The sequence below is a fragment of the Chromohalobacter marismortui genome (assembly GCF_004364315.1).
Lineage (GTDB): Bacteria > Pseudomonadota > Gammaproteobacteria > Pseudomonadales > Halomonadaceae > Chromohalobacter > Chromohalobacter marismortui.
The window spans coordinates 20,821-42,208 of record NZ_SOBR01000006.1; the positions used below are offsets into that span (position 1 = coordinate 20,821).

The 21,388-nt window shown below is 64.3% G+C and carries 19 protein-coding genes; 10 read left to right on the top strand and 9 right to left on the bottom strand.

What is annotated here, in order from left to right; translation table 11 throughout:
- Positions 1–176: 176 nt before the first annotated feature.
- The gene (gene aceA, locus C8E00_RS12700) at positions 177–1,487 is read left to right on the top strand and encodes an isocitrate lyase (RefSeq protein ID WP_133697896.1); all 1,311 of its coding nucleotides are present in this window, start codon (positions 177–179) and stop codon (positions 1,485–1,487) included.
- 72 nt (positions 1,488–1,559) lie between these two features.
- Here the strand turns inward: aceA and asd are convergent, their stop codons facing one another.
- From asd to leuC, 4 genes are all read right to left on the bottom strand, one after another.
- A complete protein-coding gene (gene asd / locus C8E00_RS12705) occupies positions 1,560–2,675 on the bottom strand; it encodes an aspartate-semialdehyde dehydrogenase (protein WP_133697897.1) in 1,116 nt (371 codons plus the stop codon).
- 56 nt (positions 2,676–2,731) lie between these two features.
- Positions 2,732–3,811 (bottom strand): 3-isopropylmalate dehydrogenase, encoded by a 1,080-nt coding sequence (gene leuB, locus C8E00_RS12710; RefSeq protein WP_133697898.1) that lies wholly within the window; start codon positions 3,809–3,811, stop codon positions 2,732–2,734.
- A gap of 177 nt (positions 3,812–3,988) precedes the next feature.
- Complete coding sequence (gene leuD, locus C8E00_RS12715) at positions 3,989–4,636, bottom strand: 3-isopropylmalate dehydratase small subunit (RefSeq protein ID WP_133697899.1); 648 nt, start codon at positions 4,634–4,636, stop codon at positions 3,989–3,991.
- Between the two features lie 2 nt (positions 4,637–4,638).
- Positions 4,639–6,102, bottom strand: coding sequence for a 3-isopropylmalate dehydratase large subunit (gene leuC, locus C8E00_RS12720; RefSeq protein ID WP_133697900.1), 1,464 nt, complete (start codon positions 6,100–6,102; stop codon positions 4,639–4,641).
- Positions 6,103–6,310: 208 nt separating this feature from the next.
- Here leuC and C8E00_RS12725 point away from each other — a divergent pair, with 208 nt between their 5' ends.
- The 9 genes from C8E00_RS12725 to C8E00_RS12765 all read left to right on the top strand — a co-directional run bounded on the left by C8E00_RS12725 (position 6,311) and on the right by C8E00_RS12765 (position 16,375).
- The gene (locus tag C8E00_RS12725; RefSeq protein ID WP_133697901.1) at positions 6,311–7,204 is read left to right on the top strand and encodes a LysR family transcriptional regulator; all 894 of its coding nucleotides are present in this window, start codon (positions 6,311–6,313) and stop codon (positions 7,202–7,204) included.
- Between the two features lie 211 nt (positions 7,205–7,415).
- On the top strand, positions 7,416–8,582 hold the full coding sequence (locus C8E00_RS12730) for an aromatic ring-hydroxylating oxygenase subunit alpha (protein ID WP_133697902.1): 1,167 nt from the start codon (positions 7,416–7,418) through the stop codon (positions 8,580–8,582).
- The gene (locus C8E00_RS12735) at positions 8,579–9,346 is read left to right on the top strand and encodes an SDR family NAD(P)-dependent oxidoreductase (protein WP_133697903.1); all 768 of its coding nucleotides are present in this window, start codon (positions 8,579–8,581) and stop codon (positions 9,344–9,346) included. Before C8E00_RS12730 ends, C8E00_RS12735 begins: the two co-directional genes overlap by 4 nt.
- A gap of 67 nt (positions 9,347–9,413) precedes the next feature.
- Positions 9,414–10,373, top strand: coding sequence for an ABC transporter substrate-binding protein (locus C8E00_RS12740; protein WP_133697904.1), 960 nt, complete (start codon positions 9,414–9,416; stop codon positions 10,371–10,373).
- A 29-nt stretch (positions 10,374–10,402) separates the two neighbouring features.
- Entirely contained in the window at positions 10,403–12,067 is a 1,665-nt protein-coding gene (locus C8E00_RS12745) for a choline dehydrogenase (protein ID WP_133697905.1), read from the top strand.
- A 12-nt stretch (positions 12,068–12,079) separates the two neighbouring features.
- Positions 12,080–13,033 (top strand): PDR/VanB family oxidoreductase, encoded by a 954-nt coding sequence (locus C8E00_RS12750; RefSeq protein WP_133697906.1) that lies wholly within the window; start codon positions 12,080–12,082, stop codon positions 13,031–13,033.
- Between the two features lie 51 nt (positions 13,034–13,084).
- Positions 13,085–14,599, top strand: coding sequence for an aldehyde dehydrogenase (locus C8E00_RS12755; protein ID WP_243833192.1), 1,515 nt, complete (start codon positions 13,085–13,087; stop codon positions 14,597–14,599).
- Positions 14,600–14,634: 35 nt separating this feature from the next.
- Positions 14,635–15,369, top strand: coding sequence for a class II aldolase and adducin N-terminal domain-containing protein (locus C8E00_RS12760; RefSeq protein WP_133697907.1), 735 nt, complete (start codon positions 14,635–14,637; stop codon positions 15,367–15,369).
- On the top strand, positions 15,362–16,375 hold the full coding sequence (locus tag C8E00_RS12765; RefSeq protein WP_133697908.1) for a GlxA family transcriptional regulator: 1,014 nt from the start codon (positions 15,362–15,364) through the stop codon (positions 16,373–16,375). The genes C8E00_RS12760 and C8E00_RS12765 overlap by 8 nt, the downstream gene beginning before the upstream one ends.
- A gap of 12 nt (positions 16,376–16,387) precedes the next feature.
- Here C8E00_RS12765 and phaC read toward each other — a convergent pair whose 3' ends face one another.
- The 5 genes from phaC to prmB all read right to left on the bottom strand — a co-directional run bounded on the left by phaC (position 16,388) and on the right by prmB (position 21,369).
- Positions 16,388–18,244, bottom strand: coding sequence for a class I poly(R)-hydroxyalkanoic acid synthase (gene phaC / locus C8E00_RS12770; RefSeq protein WP_133697909.1), 1,857 nt, complete (start codon positions 18,242–18,244; stop codon positions 16,388–16,390).
- 95 nt (positions 18,245–18,339) lie between these two features.
- Positions 18,340–18,777 carry a phasin family protein gene (locus C8E00_RS12775; RefSeq protein WP_133697910.1) on the bottom strand — a complete coding sequence of 146 codons (438 nt, stop codon included), beginning with the start codon at positions 18,775–18,777 and terminating at the stop codon, positions 18,340–18,342.
- A 106-nt stretch (positions 18,778–18,883) separates the two neighbouring features.
- Entirely contained in the window at positions 18,884–19,279 is a 396-nt protein-coding gene (locus C8E00_RS12780) for a hypothetical protein (protein ID WP_243833193.1), read from the bottom strand.
- A gap of 33 nt (positions 19,280–19,312) precedes the next feature.
- Positions 19,313–20,398, bottom strand: a complete 1,086-nt coding sequence (gene aroC, locus C8E00_RS12785) for a chorismate synthase (protein WP_133697911.1) — start codon at positions 20,396–20,398, stop codon at positions 19,313–19,315.
- A gap of 17 nt (positions 20,399–20,415) precedes the next feature.
- On the bottom strand, positions 20,416–21,369 hold the full coding sequence (gene prmB, locus C8E00_RS12790; protein ID WP_133697912.1) for a 50S ribosomal protein L3 N(5)-glutamine methyltransferase: 954 nt from the start codon (positions 21,367–21,369) through the stop codon (positions 20,416–20,418).
- Positions 21,370–21,388 lie beyond the last annotated feature (19 nt).

Below are 21,388 nucleotides of genomic sequence, written 5' to 3' on the forward strand. Positions count from 1 at the left end.
CCACGTCTCGTGTGCGTCATATTTTTCGCAAAGCCGACGTTAAAACGGTTGTTCTACCGCAGCGCAATATTCTCGCCATCATGGGCGCCGCAGCGGAAAAGAACTACGTTCGGCTGAACGTGAAATGCCCTATCGGGTACGCCTTCAACGCTCACGATGACCAAGAGGCAAGCGACATGTCCCAGACACGCGAACAGCAAATCGCCGCATTGGAAAAGGATTGGAACGAGAATCCACGCTGGAAGGACGTCATGCGTCCGTACAGCGCCGAGGAAGTCGTAAGGCTTCGTGGTAGCGTCAATGAAGCGCATACGCTCGCCACGATAGGCGCCGAAAAGCTCTGGCGCCTCGTCAACGGCGAGGCTCGCAAAGGCTACGTCAATTGCCTCGGCGCGCTGACCGGCGGCCAGGCCATGCAACAGGTCAAGGCGGGTATCGAGGCGATCTATCTCTCGGGCTGGCAGGTCGCCGCCGACAACAACAGCTACCTATCGATGTACCCCGACCAGTCGCTCTACCCAGTGGACTCGGTGCCCAAGGTCGTCGAGCGCATCAACAACAGCTTCCGCCGTGCGGATCAGATCCAGTGGCAGAAAGGCGCCAACCCCGGCGATACCGACTTCGTCGATTACTTCGCGCCCATCGTCGCCGACGCCGAGGCGGGATTCGGCGGCGTGCTCAACGCCTATGAACTGATGACGGCCATGATCCGTGCCGGTGCCAGTGGCGTGCATTTCGAGGATCAGCTCGCCGCGGTCAAGAAGTGCGGCCACATGGGCGGCAAGGTGCTGGTGCCCACGCAGGAGGCCGTGCAGAAGCTGGTCGCCGCCCGCCTGGCCGCCGACGTCGCGGGCACGCCGACGCTGGTCATCGCGCGCACCGACGCCAATGCCGCCAACCTGATCACCGCCGACGTGGATGATTACGACAAGCCCTTCATCACCGGGGAACGCACCGCCGAAGGCTTCTATCGGGTCAATGCCGGCCTCGATCAGGCCATCTCGCGAGGCCTGGCCTACGCGCCCTTCGCCGACATCATCTGGTGCGAAACCGCCAAGCCGGATCTCGACGAAGCCAGGCGCTTCGCCGAGGCGATCCATCGCGAATATCCGGGGCAACTGCTGGCCTATAACTGCTCGCCGTCCTTCAACTGGAAGAAGAACCTCGACGACGCCGAGATCGCCGGCTTCCAGAAAGCCCTGGCCGAGATGGGCTACACCTACCAGTTCATCACCTTAGCCGGCATTCACAACATGTGGTACAACATGTTCGATCTCGCCCACGCCTACGCCCAAGGCGAAGGCATGAAGCACTACGTCGAGAAGGTCCAGCAGCCGGAATTCGAAGCGGCCGAGCGTGGCTACACCTTCGTCGCCCACCAGCAGGAAGTCGGCACCGGCTACTTCGACGACATGACCAACATCATCCAGGGCGGCGTATCGTCGGTGACCGCGCTCAAGGGCTCCACCGAGGAAGCGCAGTTCTGACACGCCGCACACGCCCCAAACGAGAAGGGCGCCCCATCGGGCGCCCTTCTCGTTACCTGACCGGCGACCCGATCAACGCTGCTCGCGGAGGATACCGAGCATCCGCTTGAGCGGTTCCGCCGCCCCCCACAGCAACTGATCGCCCACCGAGAAGGCGGAGAGATATTCGCCGCCCATGGCCAGCTTGCGCAGGCGCCCGACCGGCACGTCCAGCGTACCGGTCGCCGCGGCCGGCGTCAGGCCGCTCAAGGTGGCATCCTTGTCGTTGGGAATCACCTTCGCCCACTGATTGTGCTTGGCCAGGCGGTCTTCGATCTCGTCGAGCGGCACATCCTGCTTGAGCTTGATGGTGAACGCCTGGCTATGCGAACGCATCGCGCCGATGCGTACGCACAAGCCGTCGATGGGGATCGGCGAATCGCCGGTGGCAAGAATCTTGTTGCTCTCGACTCCGCCTTTCCACTCTTCCTTGCTCTGACCGTTGTCCATCGCCTTGTCGATCCACGGCAACAAACTGCCGGCCAGCGGCTCGCCGAACTGCTCGGTGGGAAAATCAGCGCCGCGCATGGCCTGCGTCACCTGACGGTCGATATCCAGGATCGCGCTGCTCGGATCCGCCAGCGCCGACGACGCCGCACCATGCAAGGCACCCATCTGGGAAAGCAACTCGCGCATGTGCTTGGCCCCAGAGCCCGACGCCGCCTGGTAGGTCATGGACGTCATCCACTCCACCATATTGGCCTCGAACAAGCCGCCCAGCCCCAGCAGCATCAGGCTGACGGTGCAGTTGCCGCCCACGAACGTCTTGCCGCCGTTGGCGAGACTACGCTCGATGACGTGGCGGTTGACCGGGTCGAGCACGATGGTCGCCTCGTCCGCCATGCGCAACGTGCTGGCGGCGTCGATCCAGTAGCCTTGCCAGCCGGCCTCGCGCAGCGGGCGGTAGACGCTTTCCGTATAGTCGCCCCCCTGAGCGGTGACCACCACATCGAGACTCTTGAGGGCCTCCAGATCGCGAGCATCCTTGAGGGGCGGCACTTCGACCCCGATGTCGGGACCGGGCTGGCCGACCTGAGAGGTGGTGAAGAACACCGGTTCGAGGCCCGCGAAATCACCATCCTCGCGCATGCGTTGCATGAGGACAGACCCCACCATTCCCCGCCAACCGACAAAACCGACTCTAAGCATGTGTCGTCCTCCTGAAATCTACGAATGGGCGTATGGCCATGATACGTGAGCCGCGCTCATTGCGCCTGGAATGCCGCCAACACGGCATCGCCCATCGCCTGGGTCGAGACAGGCGTCGTGCCCTCGAAGGCGATATCGGCGGTACGCAGCCCCTGGTCGAGCACCGCCCCCACGGCACGTTCGATGCGCTCGGCGAGCGCCGGCGCCTCGAGGGAGTAGCGCAGCATCATGGCCACGGACAGGATCGTCGCCAACGGGTTGGCGACGCCTTTCCCGGCAATATCCGGCGCGCTGCCGTGACAGGGCTCGTACATGCCCTGACGTTGTTCGTTGAGCGAGGCCGAGGGCAACATGCCGATCGAGCCCGTCAGCATTGCCGCCGCATCGGAGAGGATATCACCGAACATGTTGCCGGTAACGATGACGTCGAACTGCTTCGGCGCGCGTACCAGCTGCATGGCGGCGTTGTCGACGTACATGTGCGACAGCTCGACATCCGGATACGCCGGTGCCAGTCGCTCCATGACCTCGCGCCACAGGATGGTGGCCTCGAGCACGTTGGCCTTGTCCACCGAGCAGAGCTTGCCACCGCGTGCGCGCGCCATCTCGAAGGCCACGCGGCCAATGCGCTCGATTTCGTGCTCGGCGTAGATATAGGTATTGAAGCCGACCTTCTCGCCGTCGCGCTCCTCGATGCCTCGCGGCTGGCCGAAGTAGATGCCGCCGGTGAGCTCGCGCACGATCATGATATCCAGCCCGGCGACGATCTCGGGCTTGAGGCTCGAAGCCGAGGCCAATTGCGGATACAGCAGCGCCGGGCGCAGATTGCCGAACAGGTTGAGGCTCTTGCGCAGCCCGAGGAGCCCTTTCTCCGGACGCTTGGCCAGATCCTCGATCTTGTCCCACTGGGGGCCGCCCACGGCACCCAGCAACACCGCATCGGCGGCCTTGGCGCTCGCCAGCGTCTCGTCGGGCAGCGGCACGCCATGGGCGTCGATGCCCGCGCCGCCGACCAAGCCTTCCTCGACGCTGGCGTCCAGACCCGCCTCGCGGCACGCGTCGAGGATCTTGACCGCCTCGCGGGTGATTTCCGGGCCGATACCGTCGCCCGGCAGAACGAGAATCTTGCGACTCATGGCGTACTCTCTCGCAACTCGACACATCATCATGAATGACGTGATGATTGGTTCGTGGGTGGCCGACGCCGCAACGTCGACCACGGGAAGATGGGCGTTCCCTGCCATCCCGACTCATTGAGCCGGGTCTCCCTGTCGATTGTGTCCAGCGTTGTTGTTATTCAAAGGCCGCCAGCGTCATCCAGCCTGACGGAACAACCACGGCCGCGCCTGACGATGACGTTTTTCGAAGTCATCAATAGCGTCGGCGTCTTTCAACGTCAGGCCGATATCATCCAGCCCTTCGAGCAGGCATTGCTTGCGGAACGCGTCGACCTCGAAGGTAAGTGTCTCACCGCTGGGGGTGATGACTTGCTGGCTTTCGAGATCGACATCCAGACGATAGCCTTCTTCGGCCTCGGCTTCCTGAAATAGCCGATCCACCGTGGCCTCGTCGAACGTGATCAGCAACAGGCCGTTCTTGAAGGCATTGTTGAAGAAGATATCGGCGAAGCTCGGCGCGATGATCACGCGAAACCCGAAGTCTTCCAGTGCCCAGGGGGCATGCTCGCGTGAGCTACCGCAGCCGAAGTTGCGGCGTGCCAGCAATACGCTGGCACCCTGATAACGCGGCTGATTGAGCACGAAATCCGGATTGAGCGGACGCGTGGCGACGTCCTGTCCCGGGTAACCTTCATCCAGATAGCGCAGCTCGTCGAACAGGTTGGGACCGAAGCCGGTACGCTTGATCGACTTCAAGAACTGTTTGGGGATGATCAGGTCGGTATCCACGTTGGCGCGATCCATGGGCGCCACGAGGCCCTGATGGCGATCGAACTTGCGCATGCTCACGCCTCCTGTACTTGGCTGTCATCGTTGGCGGCGCCCTCGGCCCCGAAATCGCGCACATCGACGAAGTGCCCGGCGATGGCGGCGGCGGCCGCCATGGCGGGGCTCACCAGATGCGTGCGGCCGCCGTAGCCCTGGCGACCCTCGAAGTTACGATTGGACGTCGAAGCGCAATGCTCGCCGGTCCCCAGCTTGTCGGCATTCATCGCCAAGCACATGGAACACCCCGGCTCGCGCCATTCGAAGCCCGCCTCGAGGAAGATCTTGTCCAGCCCCTCCTCCTCGGCCTGGCGCTTGACCAGTCCGGAACCGGGCACGACCATCGCCAGCTTGATGGAATCCGCGACCTTACGGCCCTCAGCGACCTTGGCCGCCTCACGCAAGTCTTCGATGCGCGAGTTGGTGCACGAGCCAATGAAGACCTTGTCGAGCTGGATATCGGTGATCTGCTGCCCCGCATGCAGCCCCATGTACTCGAGGGCACGCGAGACGCCGCGCTGCACGGTCTCGTCGCCGGCGGCGGCGGGATCCGGTACCTGTGCGCCGACACCGGCGACCATTTCCGGGCTCGTGCCCCAGGTGACCTGCGGCTCGATCGCGGCGGCGTCGAGTTCGACGATCTTGTCGAACGGGGCATCGTCGTCGGAGACCAGCTCACGCCAGTCGGCGACCGCCGCATCCCAATATTCTTCGCTGGGCGCGAAGGGGCGACGACGCAGATACTCGACCGTGGTCTCGTCCACCGCGACCAGTCCCACGCGCGCGCCGGCCTCGATGGCCATGTTGCAGATGGTCATGCGGCCTTCCATGGACAAATCGCGAATCGCGCTACCGGCAAACTCGATGGCATAGCCTGTGCCACCGGCGGTGCCGATCTTGCCGATCACCGCCAGCACGATGTCCTTCGCCGTCACGCCGAGACCCAGTTCGCCCTCGACGCGTACCTGCATGTTCTTCATCTTGCGCTGAATCAGGCACTGGGTCGCCAGCACGTGCTCGACCTCGGAGGTGCCGATGCCGTGCGCCAGGGCCCCGAAGGCACCGTGCGTAGCGGTGTGCGAATCGCCGCAGACCACCGTCATGCCCGGCTGCGTAGCACCTTGCTCCGGTCCTACCACGTGCACGATGCCCTGACGCGCGTCGTTGATGCGAAATTCCTCGATGCCGAAGCTGGTGCAGTTGTCGTCCAGCGTCTCGACCTGGATGCGCGAGACCGGATCGACGATGCCCGCATTGCCCTCGGAACGCTCCTTGAGCGTGGTCGGCACGTTATGGTCCGGCGTGGCGAGGTTGGTATCCAGTCGCCACGGCTTGCGCCCGGCGAGGCGCAGGCCTTCGAAGGCCTGCGGCGAGGTCACTTCGTGCAACAGGTGACGATCGATATAGATCAACGCCGTGCCGTCGTCGCGTTCCTTTACCAGATGCCGCGACCAAAGCTTGTCGTAAAGAGTCTGGCCTGCCATGGGATCTCCTCCACTCATGCCTCCCCGACCGGGAAGATTGGGCGATGACGCTCTGTGTCGTCTTGCCACATGTCGCTAGCTACGCGCCGCGATAACCGGCGCAACCTTGATGTCCACAAGCCTAAGAGGGCTTATGGATAAAAGCAATTCATGTTATTTATGCTTTGGATTCCAAAATAGAATACATGCCCGATAACAGAGCGCGCTCATGGATACGCAAAGCCTGCAAGCCTTCCTCGCGGTCGCCGATCACGGTTCGTTCTCGCTCGCCGCGGAACAGCTCCACCTGACCCAGCCTGCCGTCAGCAAGCGCATCGCGGGCCTCGAGGGACAGGTCGGCGCACAGCTCTTCGACCGTCTCAACCGCCGCGTGACGCTCACCGAAGCCGGTCGCACCCTGCTACCGCGTGCCCGCCAGATCCTGGTGATGTTCGACGACAGCCGTCGTGCGCTGTCCAACCTCAGCGGCGACATCAGTGGCAGCCTGACCATGGCCACCAGCCATCATGTCGGCCTGCACCGTCTGCCGCCGTTGCTCAAGGCCTATACCCAGGCCTATCCGGACGTACGCATGGACATGCGCTTTCTGGACTCGGAACAAGCCTATCAAGGTGTGCTGGACGGCGACCTGGAGCTCGCCGTGGTCACCCTGGCGCCGGTCCCCGACCCGGCGCTGACGGTGGTGCCGGTGTGGATCGACCAGTTGCGCTTCGTCTGCGGACGCGAGCACGCCCTCGCCGGGCGCGACACGGTCGCGCTGTCGGCACTCTCCGATCACGACGCCGTGCTGCCGGGACATCTGACCTTCACCCGGGGCATCGTGGTGGACACCTTCGCCCGCGACGGCCTGCAGGTGAACGTCTCGCTGTCCACCAATTACCTCGAAACCCTCAAGATGATGGTCGCCATCGGCCTGGGCTGGAGCGTACTGCCCGACACCATGATCGACGACGAGATCGAAGTCATGCCCATCGATCACCGCCCCATCCAGCGTCCACTGGGCTATCTGTTCCACAAGAGCCGTACGCTTTCCAATGCCGCACGAGCCATGCTCGAGATGCTGGATGCCGCCCGGGACACGACGGCCCGGCAATGGATGTGACGCCTCATGTCGTGAAACATCAAGACAACCCATGAGATAGCTAGGGGGCTCGCCTTTTTTCGTCACGCCGATTTGATCGATAGCGACGCAAAAACGCCGTTTATTATCAACCTGATCGTGACGTCGTGTCAGAAAACATCATGTGGGCTGTTCGGCGCCGCCTTAGCCTTGTGCCAGACCAACGACACAAACCGCTTGCATGAGGCAGGACATGACCGACGCGACTCCCCACGCGTGGGCGGAACAGCCCACCGAAACGGCACTGACCCTTCCATCCCGTTATTTCTACGACCCGAAACTCTTCGACGCCGAACGTGACCGCATCTTCATGGGCGCCTGGCATTTCGCCTGTCACGTCAACGAGCTGGCCGAGCCCGGCGCCTTCGTGGTGCGCGATATCTTCGATCAGAGCGTCATCGTGATGCGGGACCGTCAGGGCGAGCTGCACGCCTTTCACAATGTCTGCCAGCACCGTGGCAACCGCCTGCTCGACAAGACGCGCGGCGTGCAGAAGAGCGTCATCCGGTGTGCCTATCATTCCTGGTGCTACGGGCTGGACGGCAGCCTGCGCGCCGCGCCGCGCAGCGATCGGATCGCGGCCTTCAATGTCGACGATTACCACATCCCGCCGGTACGCCTGGAAGTCTTCGCCGGGGGCGTCTACTTCAATCTCGATCCCGACGCGACCGACATGCAGACGCTCTTCCCCGGTGCCGAGGCCGCCATCCGCGAGGCGATTCCAGGCCTGGACGCCATGCAGCTGATCCAAGAAGACGACGTCATCGTCCCGGCCAACTGGAAAGTGATCATGGACAATTCCATCGAAGGCTATCACTTCCAGCTTTCAGGCCCCCACCACGTCGACCTGGCCGCCTTGATCGATTTCGATGGCTACCGCCTGACCCATCACGACAACTGGTGGACCTATGGCGCGCCGCCCAATGCCGATGCCAAGCAGGCATACGGCGTGCCGCTGGACCGCCCGCCCGGCAACGGCGATGGCTTTTTCAACATTGGTATCTGGCCGCATAACACCTTCTATCAGTTCCCGTTCTCGCAGTGCATGGGCACGTTCATGATCATCCCGCTGGATGCCGAGCGCTCGATCCTGCGCTTCGGGTATTACACCCCTCACGACACGCTGCCGGAAGTGACCAGGGCCAGCATGCGCTGGATGAACGAAGAGCTCGGCCCCGAAGACATCGAGCTCAACATCAGCGTGCAGAAAGGTCTGCACTCGCTGGGCTACGATCAGGGCCGCTACATGATCGATGCCGCACGCAGCAATGAAAGCGAGCACCTGGTGCTGCACTTCCACCGGCTGGTGTTCCAGGCCTTGCATGGCGACGCCACCACGCCCCAGGAGGTGCCGTCATGACATTCACCGGACAACGCGTACTGGTGACCGGCGGTGCCCGCGGTATCGGCGCCGCCACGGCACGGCGCTTTCTGGAACAGGGGGCACGCGTCGCCATCGGCGCGCGCCGAGAGGCCTCCGTAGACGCGTTTCGCGATTCGCTGGCGAATACCGACCTTACCACGGCCACGGTGGAAGCCGCCGTCGGCGAGATCGGCCCCCAGGACGAATCCCGGGCAGTCGTGGAAACCGCCGTCGCGCGTCTCGGTGGACTCGACATCCTGGTCAATTGCGCCGGCGTCTTCGAGGAAGTGCCCTTCGAGAAAGTCTCGCAGGAACACTGGGACAGCACCTTCCGCGTCAACGTGGGCGGCACCTTCTTCTGCCTCCAGGCGGCGCTACCGCACCTGGAGGCCAGTGGCGGCAACGTCGTCAATCTGGGCTCGGATGCCGGCTTGATCGGCTTTCCGCCGAGCAGCGTCTACTCCGGCGCCAAGGCCGCCGTGGTCAACCTGACCCGCGCCTTGGCCCTCGAGCTGGCCGGCCGCATACGGATCAACTGCGTGTGCCCGGGCAATGTCGAGACCGACATGATCCAGCACGCCGCCGAGACCAGCGACGATCCACACGCCTACCTGGACGCGGCCCATCGACGTTCGCCCCTGAAGCGCATGGGGCAACCGCAAGAGATCGCCGATGCCGTGCTCTATCTCGCCTCTTCCCAGGCCGGCTTCACGCACGGCGCCATCCTGTCCGTCGACGGTGGCGGCGTGTGCGGCTTTTGAGCTCGCGCACCGCATCTGACGGCAACACAACGACAACACAACGACAACACACCACGAGGAGACTGCCATGACCGCTATCCCCCGACACCGCACCCCGCTGGGCCGCTTGACGTCCACGCTGCTCGGCGTCGCCATGAGCGCGCTACTGCTCGCGCCTTTCGGGATCGCCCAGGCCGAAGACGACATGGTCCGCTTCGGCACGCCGCAATGGCCCGGCGCCACCGTCAAGTCGGAAGTGGCGCGGCAACTGCTGGATACGCTCGGCTATCACACCACCCTGCGGGAAGCCAGCTCGTCGATCATCCTGGAAGCCATGGCGAGCGGCGATCTCGACGTCAACATGGCGCTCTGGCGACCGTCGCAAAGCGGCATGCTCGATCCTCGCCTGGAGGCCGGCGAACTGGTCGAAGTCGTCAAGAACATCGACGGTGCGCGCTTCCAGCTCGCAGTGCCCGAATACGTGTGGGACGCCGGTGTGCACTCGATGGCCGACCTCGCCGAGCACGCGGAACGTTTTGACCGCACCTTCTATGGTATCGAGCCAGGCAACGTCGGCAACGAACTGATGCACAAGGCCATCGTCAACGGCACTTATGGCCTGGATGACTGGCAGGTCGCGGCCTCCAGCGTGACCGGCATGATGTCTCAGGTCGCAAGCGACATTCGTAACGGCCAATGGATCGCGTTCCTGGGCTGGGAACCGCATTGGATGAATGTCGACTTCGACATTCGCTACCTGGAAGACCCCGAGAACCTCTGGGGCGACGCCAGCTCGGTGTCCACGGTGGTCGCCAGCGACTTCGCCGAGCGTCACCCCAACGTCATCGCCTTTCTCGACAACATGCGCGTGCCCATCGAGGTCCAAAACCAATGGGTCTACGCCTATAGCCGTGAGGACCAGCCGCTGAAATCGGTCGCCGCCGACTGGATCCAGTCGCATCCCGAACGGGTCAACACCTGGCTCGAAGGCGTAACCACGGCGGATGGCGAGACCCGCGCGCAAGACGCCTATCAGGCCTCGCGTTGACCTTCCGCCCTCCGCCTCAGGATGCCTGCATGACGACTCAACGAGATTACGACTACATCATCGTCGGGGCGGGATCGGCCGGCTGCGTGCTGGCCGACCGACTCACCGCCGATGGCGAATCCCGGGTGTTGCTGCTCGAAGCCGGCCCCCGCGATCGCTCATGGACCATCGACATGCCGGCCGCCATGGGGGCGGCCATCGATGGACCACGCTTCAACTGGCACTATTGGTCGGGGCCCGAGCCCTACCTCGACGGACGGCGCATCGCCACGCCACGTGGGCGCACGCTGGGCGGCTCGTCGTCGATCAACGGCATGGTGTACATCCGCGGTCACGCCCGCGATTACGATGCCTGGGAAGACGCCGGCTGTCCCGGCTGGGGTTACCGGCACGTCTTGCCCTACTTTCGCCGCGCCGAGACCCACGAACTGGGCGCCGATGCCTACCACGGCGAGACGGGGCCGTTGCATGTCAGTGCCGGACGCCCCGAGGATCCCCTGGCGAAAGCCTTCCTGGCCGCCGGCGAAGAAGCCGGCTACGCCACCAGCGACGACCTCAACGGCTATCGTCAGGAAGGCTTCGGCCGCGTCGATCGCACGACGCGCGCGGGCAGGCGCTGGAGCACCGCGCGTGGCTACCTGGCGCGCGCCGAGACGCGCGCCAACCTGACGGTCATGACCCATGCGCTGGCGCAGCGCGTGCTGATCGGCGAGACCGGTGCCGAAGGCATCGAATATCGCCACGCCGACACGCTGCACCGGGCACGCGCCACCCGCGAGGTCATCCTGGCAGGCGGCGCCATCAACAGCCCCCAGTTGCTGATGCTCTCCGGCATCGGCCCCGACGACGAACTGACCCGCTGGGGCATCCCTCGCGTGCATACGCTCGAGGGCGTGGGCCGCCGCCTCAGCGACCACCCGGACACCGTCGTGGCATATCGCTGTCGCCGGCCGGTCTCGCATGCCCCCTGGACCCACGCTCCCCGCAAGTGGTGGCTGGGCATGCGCTGGTTCCTCGACCGGCGCGGCCTCGCGGCGAGCAACCAGTTCGATGCCGGCGCCTTCATCCGCTCGCGGGCAGGGGTCGAGCATCCCGACATCCAGTTGACGTTCATGTCTCTGGCCATCGCGCCCGGCACCACCGAAAGCCTGCGCGAGCATGCATTCCAGGTGCACATCGACTTGATGCGCCCCACGAGCATGGGCCGCCTGCGCCTCAGGAGCGCGGACCCCGCACAGGCGCCGGAGATCGTCTTCAACTACCTGGCCACCGAGCGCGACCGCGCCGACATGCGCGCGGCCGTGCGTCGCGTCAGGGAACTGATCGAGCAGCCGGCATTCGCGGATTTGCGGGGCGAGGAAATCTCCCCCGGTGCCGACTGCCAGAGCGATGAGGCGCTGGATGCCTGGGCGCGCGCCACCACCGAAACCGGCTATCACGCCGCCGGCACCTGCAAGATGGGGCCGGCCGACGATCCGGAGGCCGTGGTCGACCCCGAGCTTAGCGTGCATGGCATCAATGGTCTGCGCGTGGTCGATGCCTCGATCATGCCTCGCGTGGTCAGCGGCAACACCAATGCGCCGACCGTCATGATCGCCGAAAAGGCCAGCGACATGATCCTCGGCCACGCGCCGCCGGCGCCCTCGGATGCGCCCTTCTGGCTGCATGACGACTGGCAACACCAGCAACGTTGAGGAGGACATGCCATGACCGCGACGCCATTCAAGGTCGTGATCGACAGCCACCAGCGGCTATCGAGCGCTATCTACCAGATCGCGTTGGTCGCCGCCGATGGTGCCGCCCTGCCGCCGGCCCCGGCGGGCGCTCATCTCGAGGTGCGCCTGCCCAATGGCCTGATACGTCACTATTCGCTGCTGGACGACGCGCGTCACGGCCGCTATCGCATCGGCGTGCTGCATGACCCGGCATCCCGCGGGGGCTCCGCCTTTCTGGCCGAGCAGGCAAGCGTCGGTACGCGGCTGCGCGTCTCTGCGCCCCGGGACCGCTTTCCCCTCGCCGACGACCGGCGGCACTACCGGCTGATCGGGGGCGGGATCGGCATCACGCCGCTCGTCGCCATGGCGCGCCAACTCGTCGAGCGGGGCGATGCGGTCGAGGTGCATTATCTGGTACGTCACCGGGACGAGGCGGCGTTCCTCGACGAACTTCGCGCGTTCCTGCCCGCATCGCAGTTGCACCTGCATGCCTCCGCCACGCAGGGAAGGCTCGCCCCGCGTGCGCTGCTGGGCGACTACACGCCGGAGACCGGCGTCTATGCCTGTGGCCCCGAAGGCCTGCTGGACGCCTTGACCGACGCGGCACAGGCGTGGCCCCCGGGCGCACTGCAAATGGAACGCTTCCGCGGCGCATCGCAAGCGCCGGCAGCGCGTACCACGCCTTGTCGGATCGAGCTCGCGCGCAGCGACAAGCAGTTCACGCTCGCCGAGGACGAAACCCTGCTCGACGGTCTGGCGCGCGCCGGTGCGGCGCCGGACAGCCTGTGCTGCGAAGGCGCCTGCGGCACCTGCGGCATCCCCGTGCTCGAAGGCGAGGTCGAGCATCGCGACGTTCTTCAGTCCGATGCCGAAAAAGCCACCAACGACATCATTTACGTCTGCGTTTCGCGCCCCAAGGGGGAGCGCCTGGTGCTCGACCTGTAAGGTCGGCGCGAGCGCTTTCCACGCCCATTCGACAACCGCCAAGGTATGGTCATGTCTTCCACCTCTATGTCTTCCCCTCCCACGCCTCCCACTCACGCCGACTGGCAACACCGTGCCGCCACCCTCTCGCTGGAGGGCGCCGCCTACATCGACGGTCACCGCTATGTGACGCGCCAGGGTGAATCCCTCGCGTCGATCAACCCCATGACGGGCACGTCGCTGACGGCGATCGCGGCCTGCGGCCCGGCGGATATCGACGTCGCGGTCGACGCGGCACGCCGCGCGTTCGAGCTCGGTGCCTGGTCACGTGCCGAGCCGACGACACGCCGCCGGGGCCTGCAGGCGCTCGCCGCGCAGGTGCGCGACCACGCCGAGGAACTGGCCCTGCTCGACAGCCTGGAGGTCGGCAAGTGCATCCACGAAGCCCTGGACGACGTCGAGGAGGCGGCCCTGCTCTTCGACTGGTTCGGCGAGCTCCAGGACAAATGCTACGACCAGCTCGCGCCCAGTCCTAATAACGTACAAGCCACGGTGGCCCACGAGCCCCTCGGCGTCGTCGCCACCGTGGTCCCGTGGAACTTTCCCCTGCATAACGCGGCGGTGAAACTGGCGCCCGCGCTGGCCGCCGGCAACAGCGTGGTGCTCAAGCCCGCCGAGGAGTCGTCGCTCTCCGCGCTGCGCCTGGCGGAACTCGCGACCCAGGCCGGCCTTCCGCCCGGGGTGCTCAATGTCGTACCGGGATACGGACATGTCGCCGGCGAAGCGTTGGGTCGGCATGCGGGTGTCGACGCGCTCGGCTTCACCGGCTCCACCGAAATCGGCAAACGCTTTCTGGTCTACTCGGGCGAATCCAACATGAAACCCGTATGGCTGGAATGCGGCGGCAAGAGTCCGCATCTGGTGTTCGACGATTGCCCCGATCTGGAGGCCGCCGTGGACAACGCCGTGGCCGGTATCTTCACCAACGCCGGCCAGGTCTGCTCGGCGCATTCGCGCCTGTTGCTGCAAGAGGGCATCGCCGAGCGCTTTCTCGAGGCCCTGCAGGCACGTATCGCGACGCTCGTGCCGGGAGACCCGCTCGATCCGGCGACGACGCTCGGCCCGCTCGTCAGCCAGGCACAGTTCGACAAGGTCCGCGACTACCTGGCGGTCGGCAAGCATGAGGCCACCCTGTTGTGCGGCGGCGAGACGCTGCAGGCGGCGGGCGGTGCCTTGTTCGTCGCCCCCACGGTATTCATCGATGTCGAACCGCATCACCGGCTCTTCCAGGAGGAGATTTTCGGTCCCGTGCTCAGCGTGACGCGCTTCAGCGACGAGCGCCAGGGCGTGACATTGGCCAATGCCAGCCAGTATGGTTTGGCAGCGTCCCTGTGGACCGCCGACCTGGGACGCGCCCATCGCCTGTGCGATGCCCTGCAGGCCGGCACCGTGACGGTCAATGGCGTCGATGCCGTCAGCCCGCAGACGCCTTTCGGCGGCATGAAGCAATCCGGCATCGGCCGTGACTACGCGCTGGCCGGCATGCACAAATACATGGCGCTCAAGACGCGCTGGATCCACTATTGATGGCCTCGGTTTCGCCATCGCCACAGGAGCGAGACATGACGACCGCTACCGAGCTTCCCGGTACCCTCCGCGAACAGCTGGCCTGCGCGTTCCGCTGGCTGGCTCGCCTCGACATGCACGAAGGCGTCGCCAATCACTGCAGCCTGGCCACCCAGGCGGACGGCAGGCGCTTTCTGGTCAACCCCGAAGGGCGTCATTTCGCGGAAATGCGTGCCAGCGACCTCGTCGAGGTGGATGCCAGCGCCGCACAACGTCCCGAATCCATCGACCCCACCGCCTGGGCCATTCACGGCGCCATGCACCGCCAGGGCCGCGGCGTGGGGTGCGTGATGCATGCCCACTCGCTCTACGCCACCGCCCTGGCCTGCCTGGAGACACCGGAGCTGCCCCCGGTGGAACAGAACGCCATGCGCTTCTTCGAGCGGGTGCACATCGATACCGGATTCGATGGCATGGGACTCGACGAAGAAGCGGAACGCCTCGGCAAGCTGGCCGGCACGGCACCGATCCTGCTGCTCGGCAATCATGGCGTGGTCGCCACCGGCCACGACGTCGCCGAAGCCTTCGACCACCTCTATTACTTCGAGCGTGCCTGCCGCTCCTATCTGGTGGCCCGTGCCAGCGGCCTTCCCGTGCGTCCTGTCGCGCCCGAAGTCGCACGCAAGACCGCCCAGCAATGGGAAGACTATCTGGCACAAGGCTCGGCGCACATGCACCTTGCCGCCTTGATGCGCCTGCTCGACCGCGACGCCCCCGATTACCGTGATTGACACGCGACGCCCGACGCCCGGGCCGGAGCGCATCGCGATCCTGCTGATGCCGCAGTTTTCCTTTGCCGGTCTGGGGGCGATGCTGGACCCGCTGTTCATCGTCAACTGGCTGACCCAGGAATCGCGCTTCAAGTGGCAGTTGCTGGGCAGCGATGCCACGGTCGCCGCCTCCAACGGCGTCCCCCTGAACGTGGATACCGAGTGGCCGGCACCAGCCGATCTGGACAGCGTGTTCGTCCTCGCCAGTTTCGAGACCAAGACGTATACCGGCGACAAGCGCATCGCCATGTGGCTGCGCCAGTGTGCGGCGGCCGGGGTGGCATTGGGCGGCATCGAGATGGGCAGCGAAGTACTGGCCGCAGCGGGCGTGCTCGACGAGCATCAGGTGGCCGTGCACTGGGATAATCTGGAAGGCTTTCGCGAGCTTTATCCACGCATCCAGGCCACCAGCGACCTCTATCGCATCGCCGGCCAGCGGCTGAGCTGCGCCGGTGGCACCGCCGTGCTCGACATGATGTTCGCCTGGCTCACGCCACGTGTGGAGCCGCCCTACATGGAGGAATTGCGCAATCACTTGCTGGAACGCCGCCAGCGTCGCGACGACAGCGAACAGTTGTCGGCGGCCCCCGAGCACCATGTCGAGACGTCGGCGCAGTTGCGCAAGGTGATTCGCACCATGCGCCGCACCCTGGAAACCCCGCTCTCGGCACCGGCGCTGGCCGCCCTCGTGGGGCTCTCGCCGCGCCAGCTCGAGCGGCGCTTCAAGGCCGAGCTCGGCGTCACGCCGATTCGTTATTACCTGTGGCTGCGTATCAATCGCGCGCATCGACTACTGCAGCAGACCGACCTGAGCGTGGCAGAGGTCGCCAATTGCGCCGGCTTCGGCTCTCTGGAGCATTTCTCCCGTGCCTACCGGCGCTTCTTCGGCTGCGCGCCCAGCGACGACCGCCTGCAGTCGCGAGACGCCCCGGTGGTCCCGGTGCGACTCTTTCCGATCAAGCGCTGAGGGCACTCACCATCATGACGTCGAGGCGTCGTCATCCGCAGGATGGAGACCCAACACTTCGGGAATGGTTTGCCGTACATAGCGGCCCGGCGCGGGTTCGATGGGGACCAACTCGCCATCGCCGGGGTGGCGCGCCGCCACGCTCTTGTCGGGATCGGCGTAGCGGTTGTCGGTCATCCAGGCCTGCCAGTGCGGCCACCAGGAGCCCTCGTTAAAGGTCGCTTCCTCGAGCCAGGCATCGGGGTCGTCGGGGATCTCGTCATGCGTCCAATAACCGTACTTGCGTTTCGCCGGTGGATTGACGATCCCCGCGATGTGCCCGGCCCCCCCCAACACGAAGGTGCTAGGTCCCTTGGGCAGGCGAGCCCCCAGGTAGCTGCTTCGCCATTTGGCGATGTGATCGTCGCGCGCAGAGACGAAGTAGCTCGGTGTCGACACCTTGCGCAGGTCGATCTTGACGCCATCCAGCTCTATGCCGCCGGATTGAGCGAGACGATTCTCGCGATACATGTGACGCAGGTACCAACCGTGCGTGCCTGCCGGCAGGTTGGTGCCATCGCTGTTCCAATACAGCAGGTCGAAGGCTGCCGGCGCCTCACCCTTGAGATAATTGCTGATGTAGAACGACCAGAAAAGGTCGTTCTCACGTAGCAAGTTGAACGAGAAGGCCATGGCACGGCCATCGAGATAGCCGTCACGCGCGAGTTGGCGCTCGATGCCGGCCAGCACCGGCTCACTGAGAAAGACACCGATTTCGCCGGGATCGCTGAAATCCTGCAGCGTCGCCATGTAGGTGACCGAGCGGACCTTGCGTCCGCGCCGGCTGCTGGTCAGATAGGCGACCGTGGTCGCCGCCAGCGTGCCACCGATGCAATAGCTCAACAGGTTGACGGACTTCTCGCCGCAGGCTTGCTCGATGGCTGCCATCGCGGCGATCGGCCCCGACTGCATGTAATCGGCCCAGGTCACATGGCGCTGCTCGGGCCCGGGGTTGCGCCAGGAAATCATGAATACCGTATGGCCCTGCGCCACCAGCCACTTCACCAGCGAGTTATCCGGACGCAAGTCAAGCACGTAATACTTGTTGATCCAGGGGGGGACGATCAACAGTGGCGTCTTGAAGACCTCGTCGGTACTCGGATGATACTGGATCAGCTGCATCAACTCGTTTTCGAAGATCACCTCGCCCGGCGTAATGGCCAGGTTTTCTCCTAGCCGGAAGGCACTTCGATCACTCATCGCCACATTGAGGCCTTCGGCGGAATTGGCCAGATCCTCACGCAGTCGCTTGATCCCCTCGACGAGATTCTGTCCACGCGTTTCGAGGGTCTTGCGTACCACTTCAGGGTTGGTGGAGACGAAGTTGCTCGGCGCCAGCGCATTGACGTATTGCCGCGCGTAGAATTCAAGCTGATGGCGCGTCTCGGGCGTCAAACCGCCCAGATGCGTCAACAACTCGTTGACGGCACGCACGAACAGCAAATACTGCTGCAAGATATAATGATAAAAGGGATGGGAATGCCAGGCATCGTCCCGAAAGCGTCGATCCTCGGGACTCGGCTCGATCACTGCTGGAGGGCGCTCACCCATGAGTTCCCGCAGGGTATTTTGCCACACGCGTAACTGATCCTGGGCCAGACGCATCTGCACGGTATACACCGCCGGCGCATTGACGACCATGGCCTCGGCACCAATACGCAGGCTCTCTTGCATGTCGGCATACACCGACGCGCCAGCGTCGCTGGGCCATAGACGATTGAAGGCCTCTTGCATGAGGGCTTGGTATTGCTCACCGAACGCACTCACCTGGCGCTGCCAGGCGTGCGGGTCACCGAAGACATCCTCGCCCTCTTCAGGCCCTTGCCACATACGTCATCTCCCCCGCATAGCACAACGGTTCACGCCCCTGTGCGCCGTCGGCAGCCGCTATGCTTCGCGACTGCCGGGAGCACGGCACGAGATGTTTACTGTTTGCTGCTACCGCGTGAAGAAGACGATTGGCTATTGCTGCTCGCCGCCTTGGCGGGTTCGGATGCCGCCTTCATGTTTTCTGATGCCTGATCGGCGGCCTGTTGCCCTGTTTCCGACACCATCTCTTCCAGGTCGGCCTTGAACTTCAGGCTGATGTCGGCCATCGCACGGGCGTCTTCGAGCATTTGCTTGGACAGCGAATTCAGCATGTCGGCCTGTTGCGCGGTGAAATCGCGTGCGTCATCGGCGTCCTTGACCTCGGAGGCCGCCCGCATACGCTCCACGCCCAACTGGCTATAGCGCTTCATGGCATCGAGCTGGTATTCGGTCATTCGCTCCATGTTGTCCAGCATCAGACCGTTGAACTTGCGCATGGGCTCGAAAAAGCCACGCGTCTGTTCTGAAAAGGCACCAAACATTTTGTCCTGCATGACGGATTCCTCCTGGAGGATCTAAGGCAAGGCCAGTGCACTTATGCTGCACTGCACAAAGGATAGCCTCCCCCCTCTTGGCTTGCAATTGCCATATGTCAAGACCCTAGGACTTTTTTCGTTTCGAATTGTGTGACTCTGCGCCACCCTGTGCATCGGCCTGGCGCAGCATATCCATCAACATCTGCTGATAATGGCCGAAGCTGGCGACACCCTGTGCCATGCCCTGCTGCTGGAAGGGCTGCATGAGGCTCCAGGGGTCATAGCCCTCCACCCCGGCTTCCATCTGCTGGCGGATGTGGGCCATGAGCTCCTGCTGAAAGGTTTCGACATCCGGCAGCCCCATCGCCTGTCGGAATTCAGCAGGGGTAAGATCGAATTCGACATGTACTTTCATGAGACGCTCCCATTGCTGGCTCCTTTCAGTGTAGCGAGCCTGGCGCAAAACGAGCGTCATCGCTACGAAAAAGCCCGCCTGGGCAAGGCGGGCTACGTGATGCATGACGCTCATCAGGCAAGGGGAACAAGACGGCATTCACCTCAAACGTGGCGTGTCCACCTCGACGCCCGCGTTTTGGGCGCGCTGACGCAAGAAATGATCCATCAAGGTGAGCGCCATCATCGCCTCGGCGATCGGCGTGGCCCGGATCCCCACGCAGGGATCGTGGCGTCCCCTGGTGACCACCTCGACGGCCTCTCCATGCACATCGATCGAGCGTCCGGGCTGGGTAATGCTCGAGGTCGGTTTGAGCGCCAGGTGCGCCACCAGCGTCTGACCGGAGCTGATGCCACCCAACACCCCCCCGGCGTGGTTGGAGAGAAAACCGTGCGGCGTCATCTCATCGCGGTGCTCGCTGCCGCGACTCGCCACCGCCGCAAAGCCGTCACCGATCTCCACGCCCTTGACCGCATTGATGCTCATCAGCCCATGGGCCAGTTCGGCATCCAGGCGATCGAAGACCGGCTCACCAAGCCCCACCGGTACGCCCTCGGCGACGACGGTGATGCGCGCGCCGACGCTGTCCTGATCGCGGCGCAACTGATCCATGAAGGCCTCGAGCTCGGGGACCTTGTCCGGATCGGGGCAGAAGAACGGATTGCTGTCGACCGCTTCCCACTGTTTGAAGTCGATGCCGATGGGACCCAGTTGGCTCATGTAACCGCGCACGCGAATGCCCTGCGATGCCAGAAACTTGCGGGCGATCGCGCCGGCGGCGACGCGCATCGCCGTCTCACGTGCGCTCGAGCGCCCGCCACCGCGATAATCGCGGATGCCGTACTTGTGATGATAGGTGTAGTCGGCGTGCGCCGGCCGAAACTGATCCTTGATCTTCGAATAGTCCTTGGAGCGTTGATCGGTATTTTCGATCAACAGGCCGATCGGCGTGCCGGTGGTCACACCCTCGAACACTCCGGAAAGAATACGCACCTGGTCGGGTTCGCGGCGCTGGGTGGTATGCCGCGAGGTACCCGGGCGGCGCCGATCCAGATCATGCTGCAGGTCCGAGGCGTCGAGCTCGAGCCCCGGCGGGCATCCGTCGACGATGGCCCCCAGCGCTTCGCCGTGGCTCTCGCCGAAGGTCGTGACGGTAAACAATTTGCCAAAGGTATTGCCGGACATTCCGCGCTCCTCAACGATCAGGCAAACGATGCCGCATAGTGGTCGAGCTCGGCGGCGGTCAGCGCGAACACGCCTTCCCCCCCCCGTTCGAACTCGAGCCACAAGAACGGGACTTCGGGAAACGCCGCGTCGAGATGTCGCGCGGAATTGCCCACTTCGACGATCAATACGCCCTCGTCGGTCAAATGCTCACGCGCTTCGCGCAACATGCGGCGCACGATATCCAGACCATCGTCGCCCGCCGCTAGAGCCAGGCTCGGCTCGTGGCGGAACTCGGCCGGCATGCCCGCCAGGTCACGCGCATCCACATAAGGCGGGTTGGAGACGATGATGTCATAGCGCTGACCGGCAACGCCGGCGAACAGATCCGACGTCACCGCGCGCACGCGCTTGCCAACATCGTGATGCACGATGTTGGCCTTGGCCACCGCCAGCGCGTCGGGGCTGATATCCACCAGGTCGACCTCGGCCGTGGGCAGATACAGCGCCGTGGCGATGCCGATGCATCCCGACCCGGCACATAGATCCAGCACCCGCGCCGGCGGCCATTCAGGGAACCAGGCTGCGAAACCGTCCTCGACCAACTCCGCTATCGGCGAGCGCGGGATCAGGACTCGTTCATCGACCTCGAAAGGATGACCGGCGAAGAAGGCCTCACCCAGCAGATACGGCAGTGGTGTGCGCTGCTCGATGCGTTGGCGTACCAGGCTCACGACACGACGACGCTCGATCGGCAACAGGCGGGCATCGAGCACGGCGGGATCGACATCCCAGGGCAGATGCAACGCGCCCAGCACCAGCGCCACGGCCTCGTCCCATGCGCTGGCCGTACCATGTCCGAAATGCAAGCGGTGGGCATTGAATTCACTGGTCGCCCAGCGCAAGCAATCGCGCAGCGACACCAGCCCGTCGGCCAGGGACGCGTCGTCGAGAGTCAGCGTGGAATCGTCGGTCGGTCGGGAAGCGGGCACGATGCGTCCTGTTTAGCGG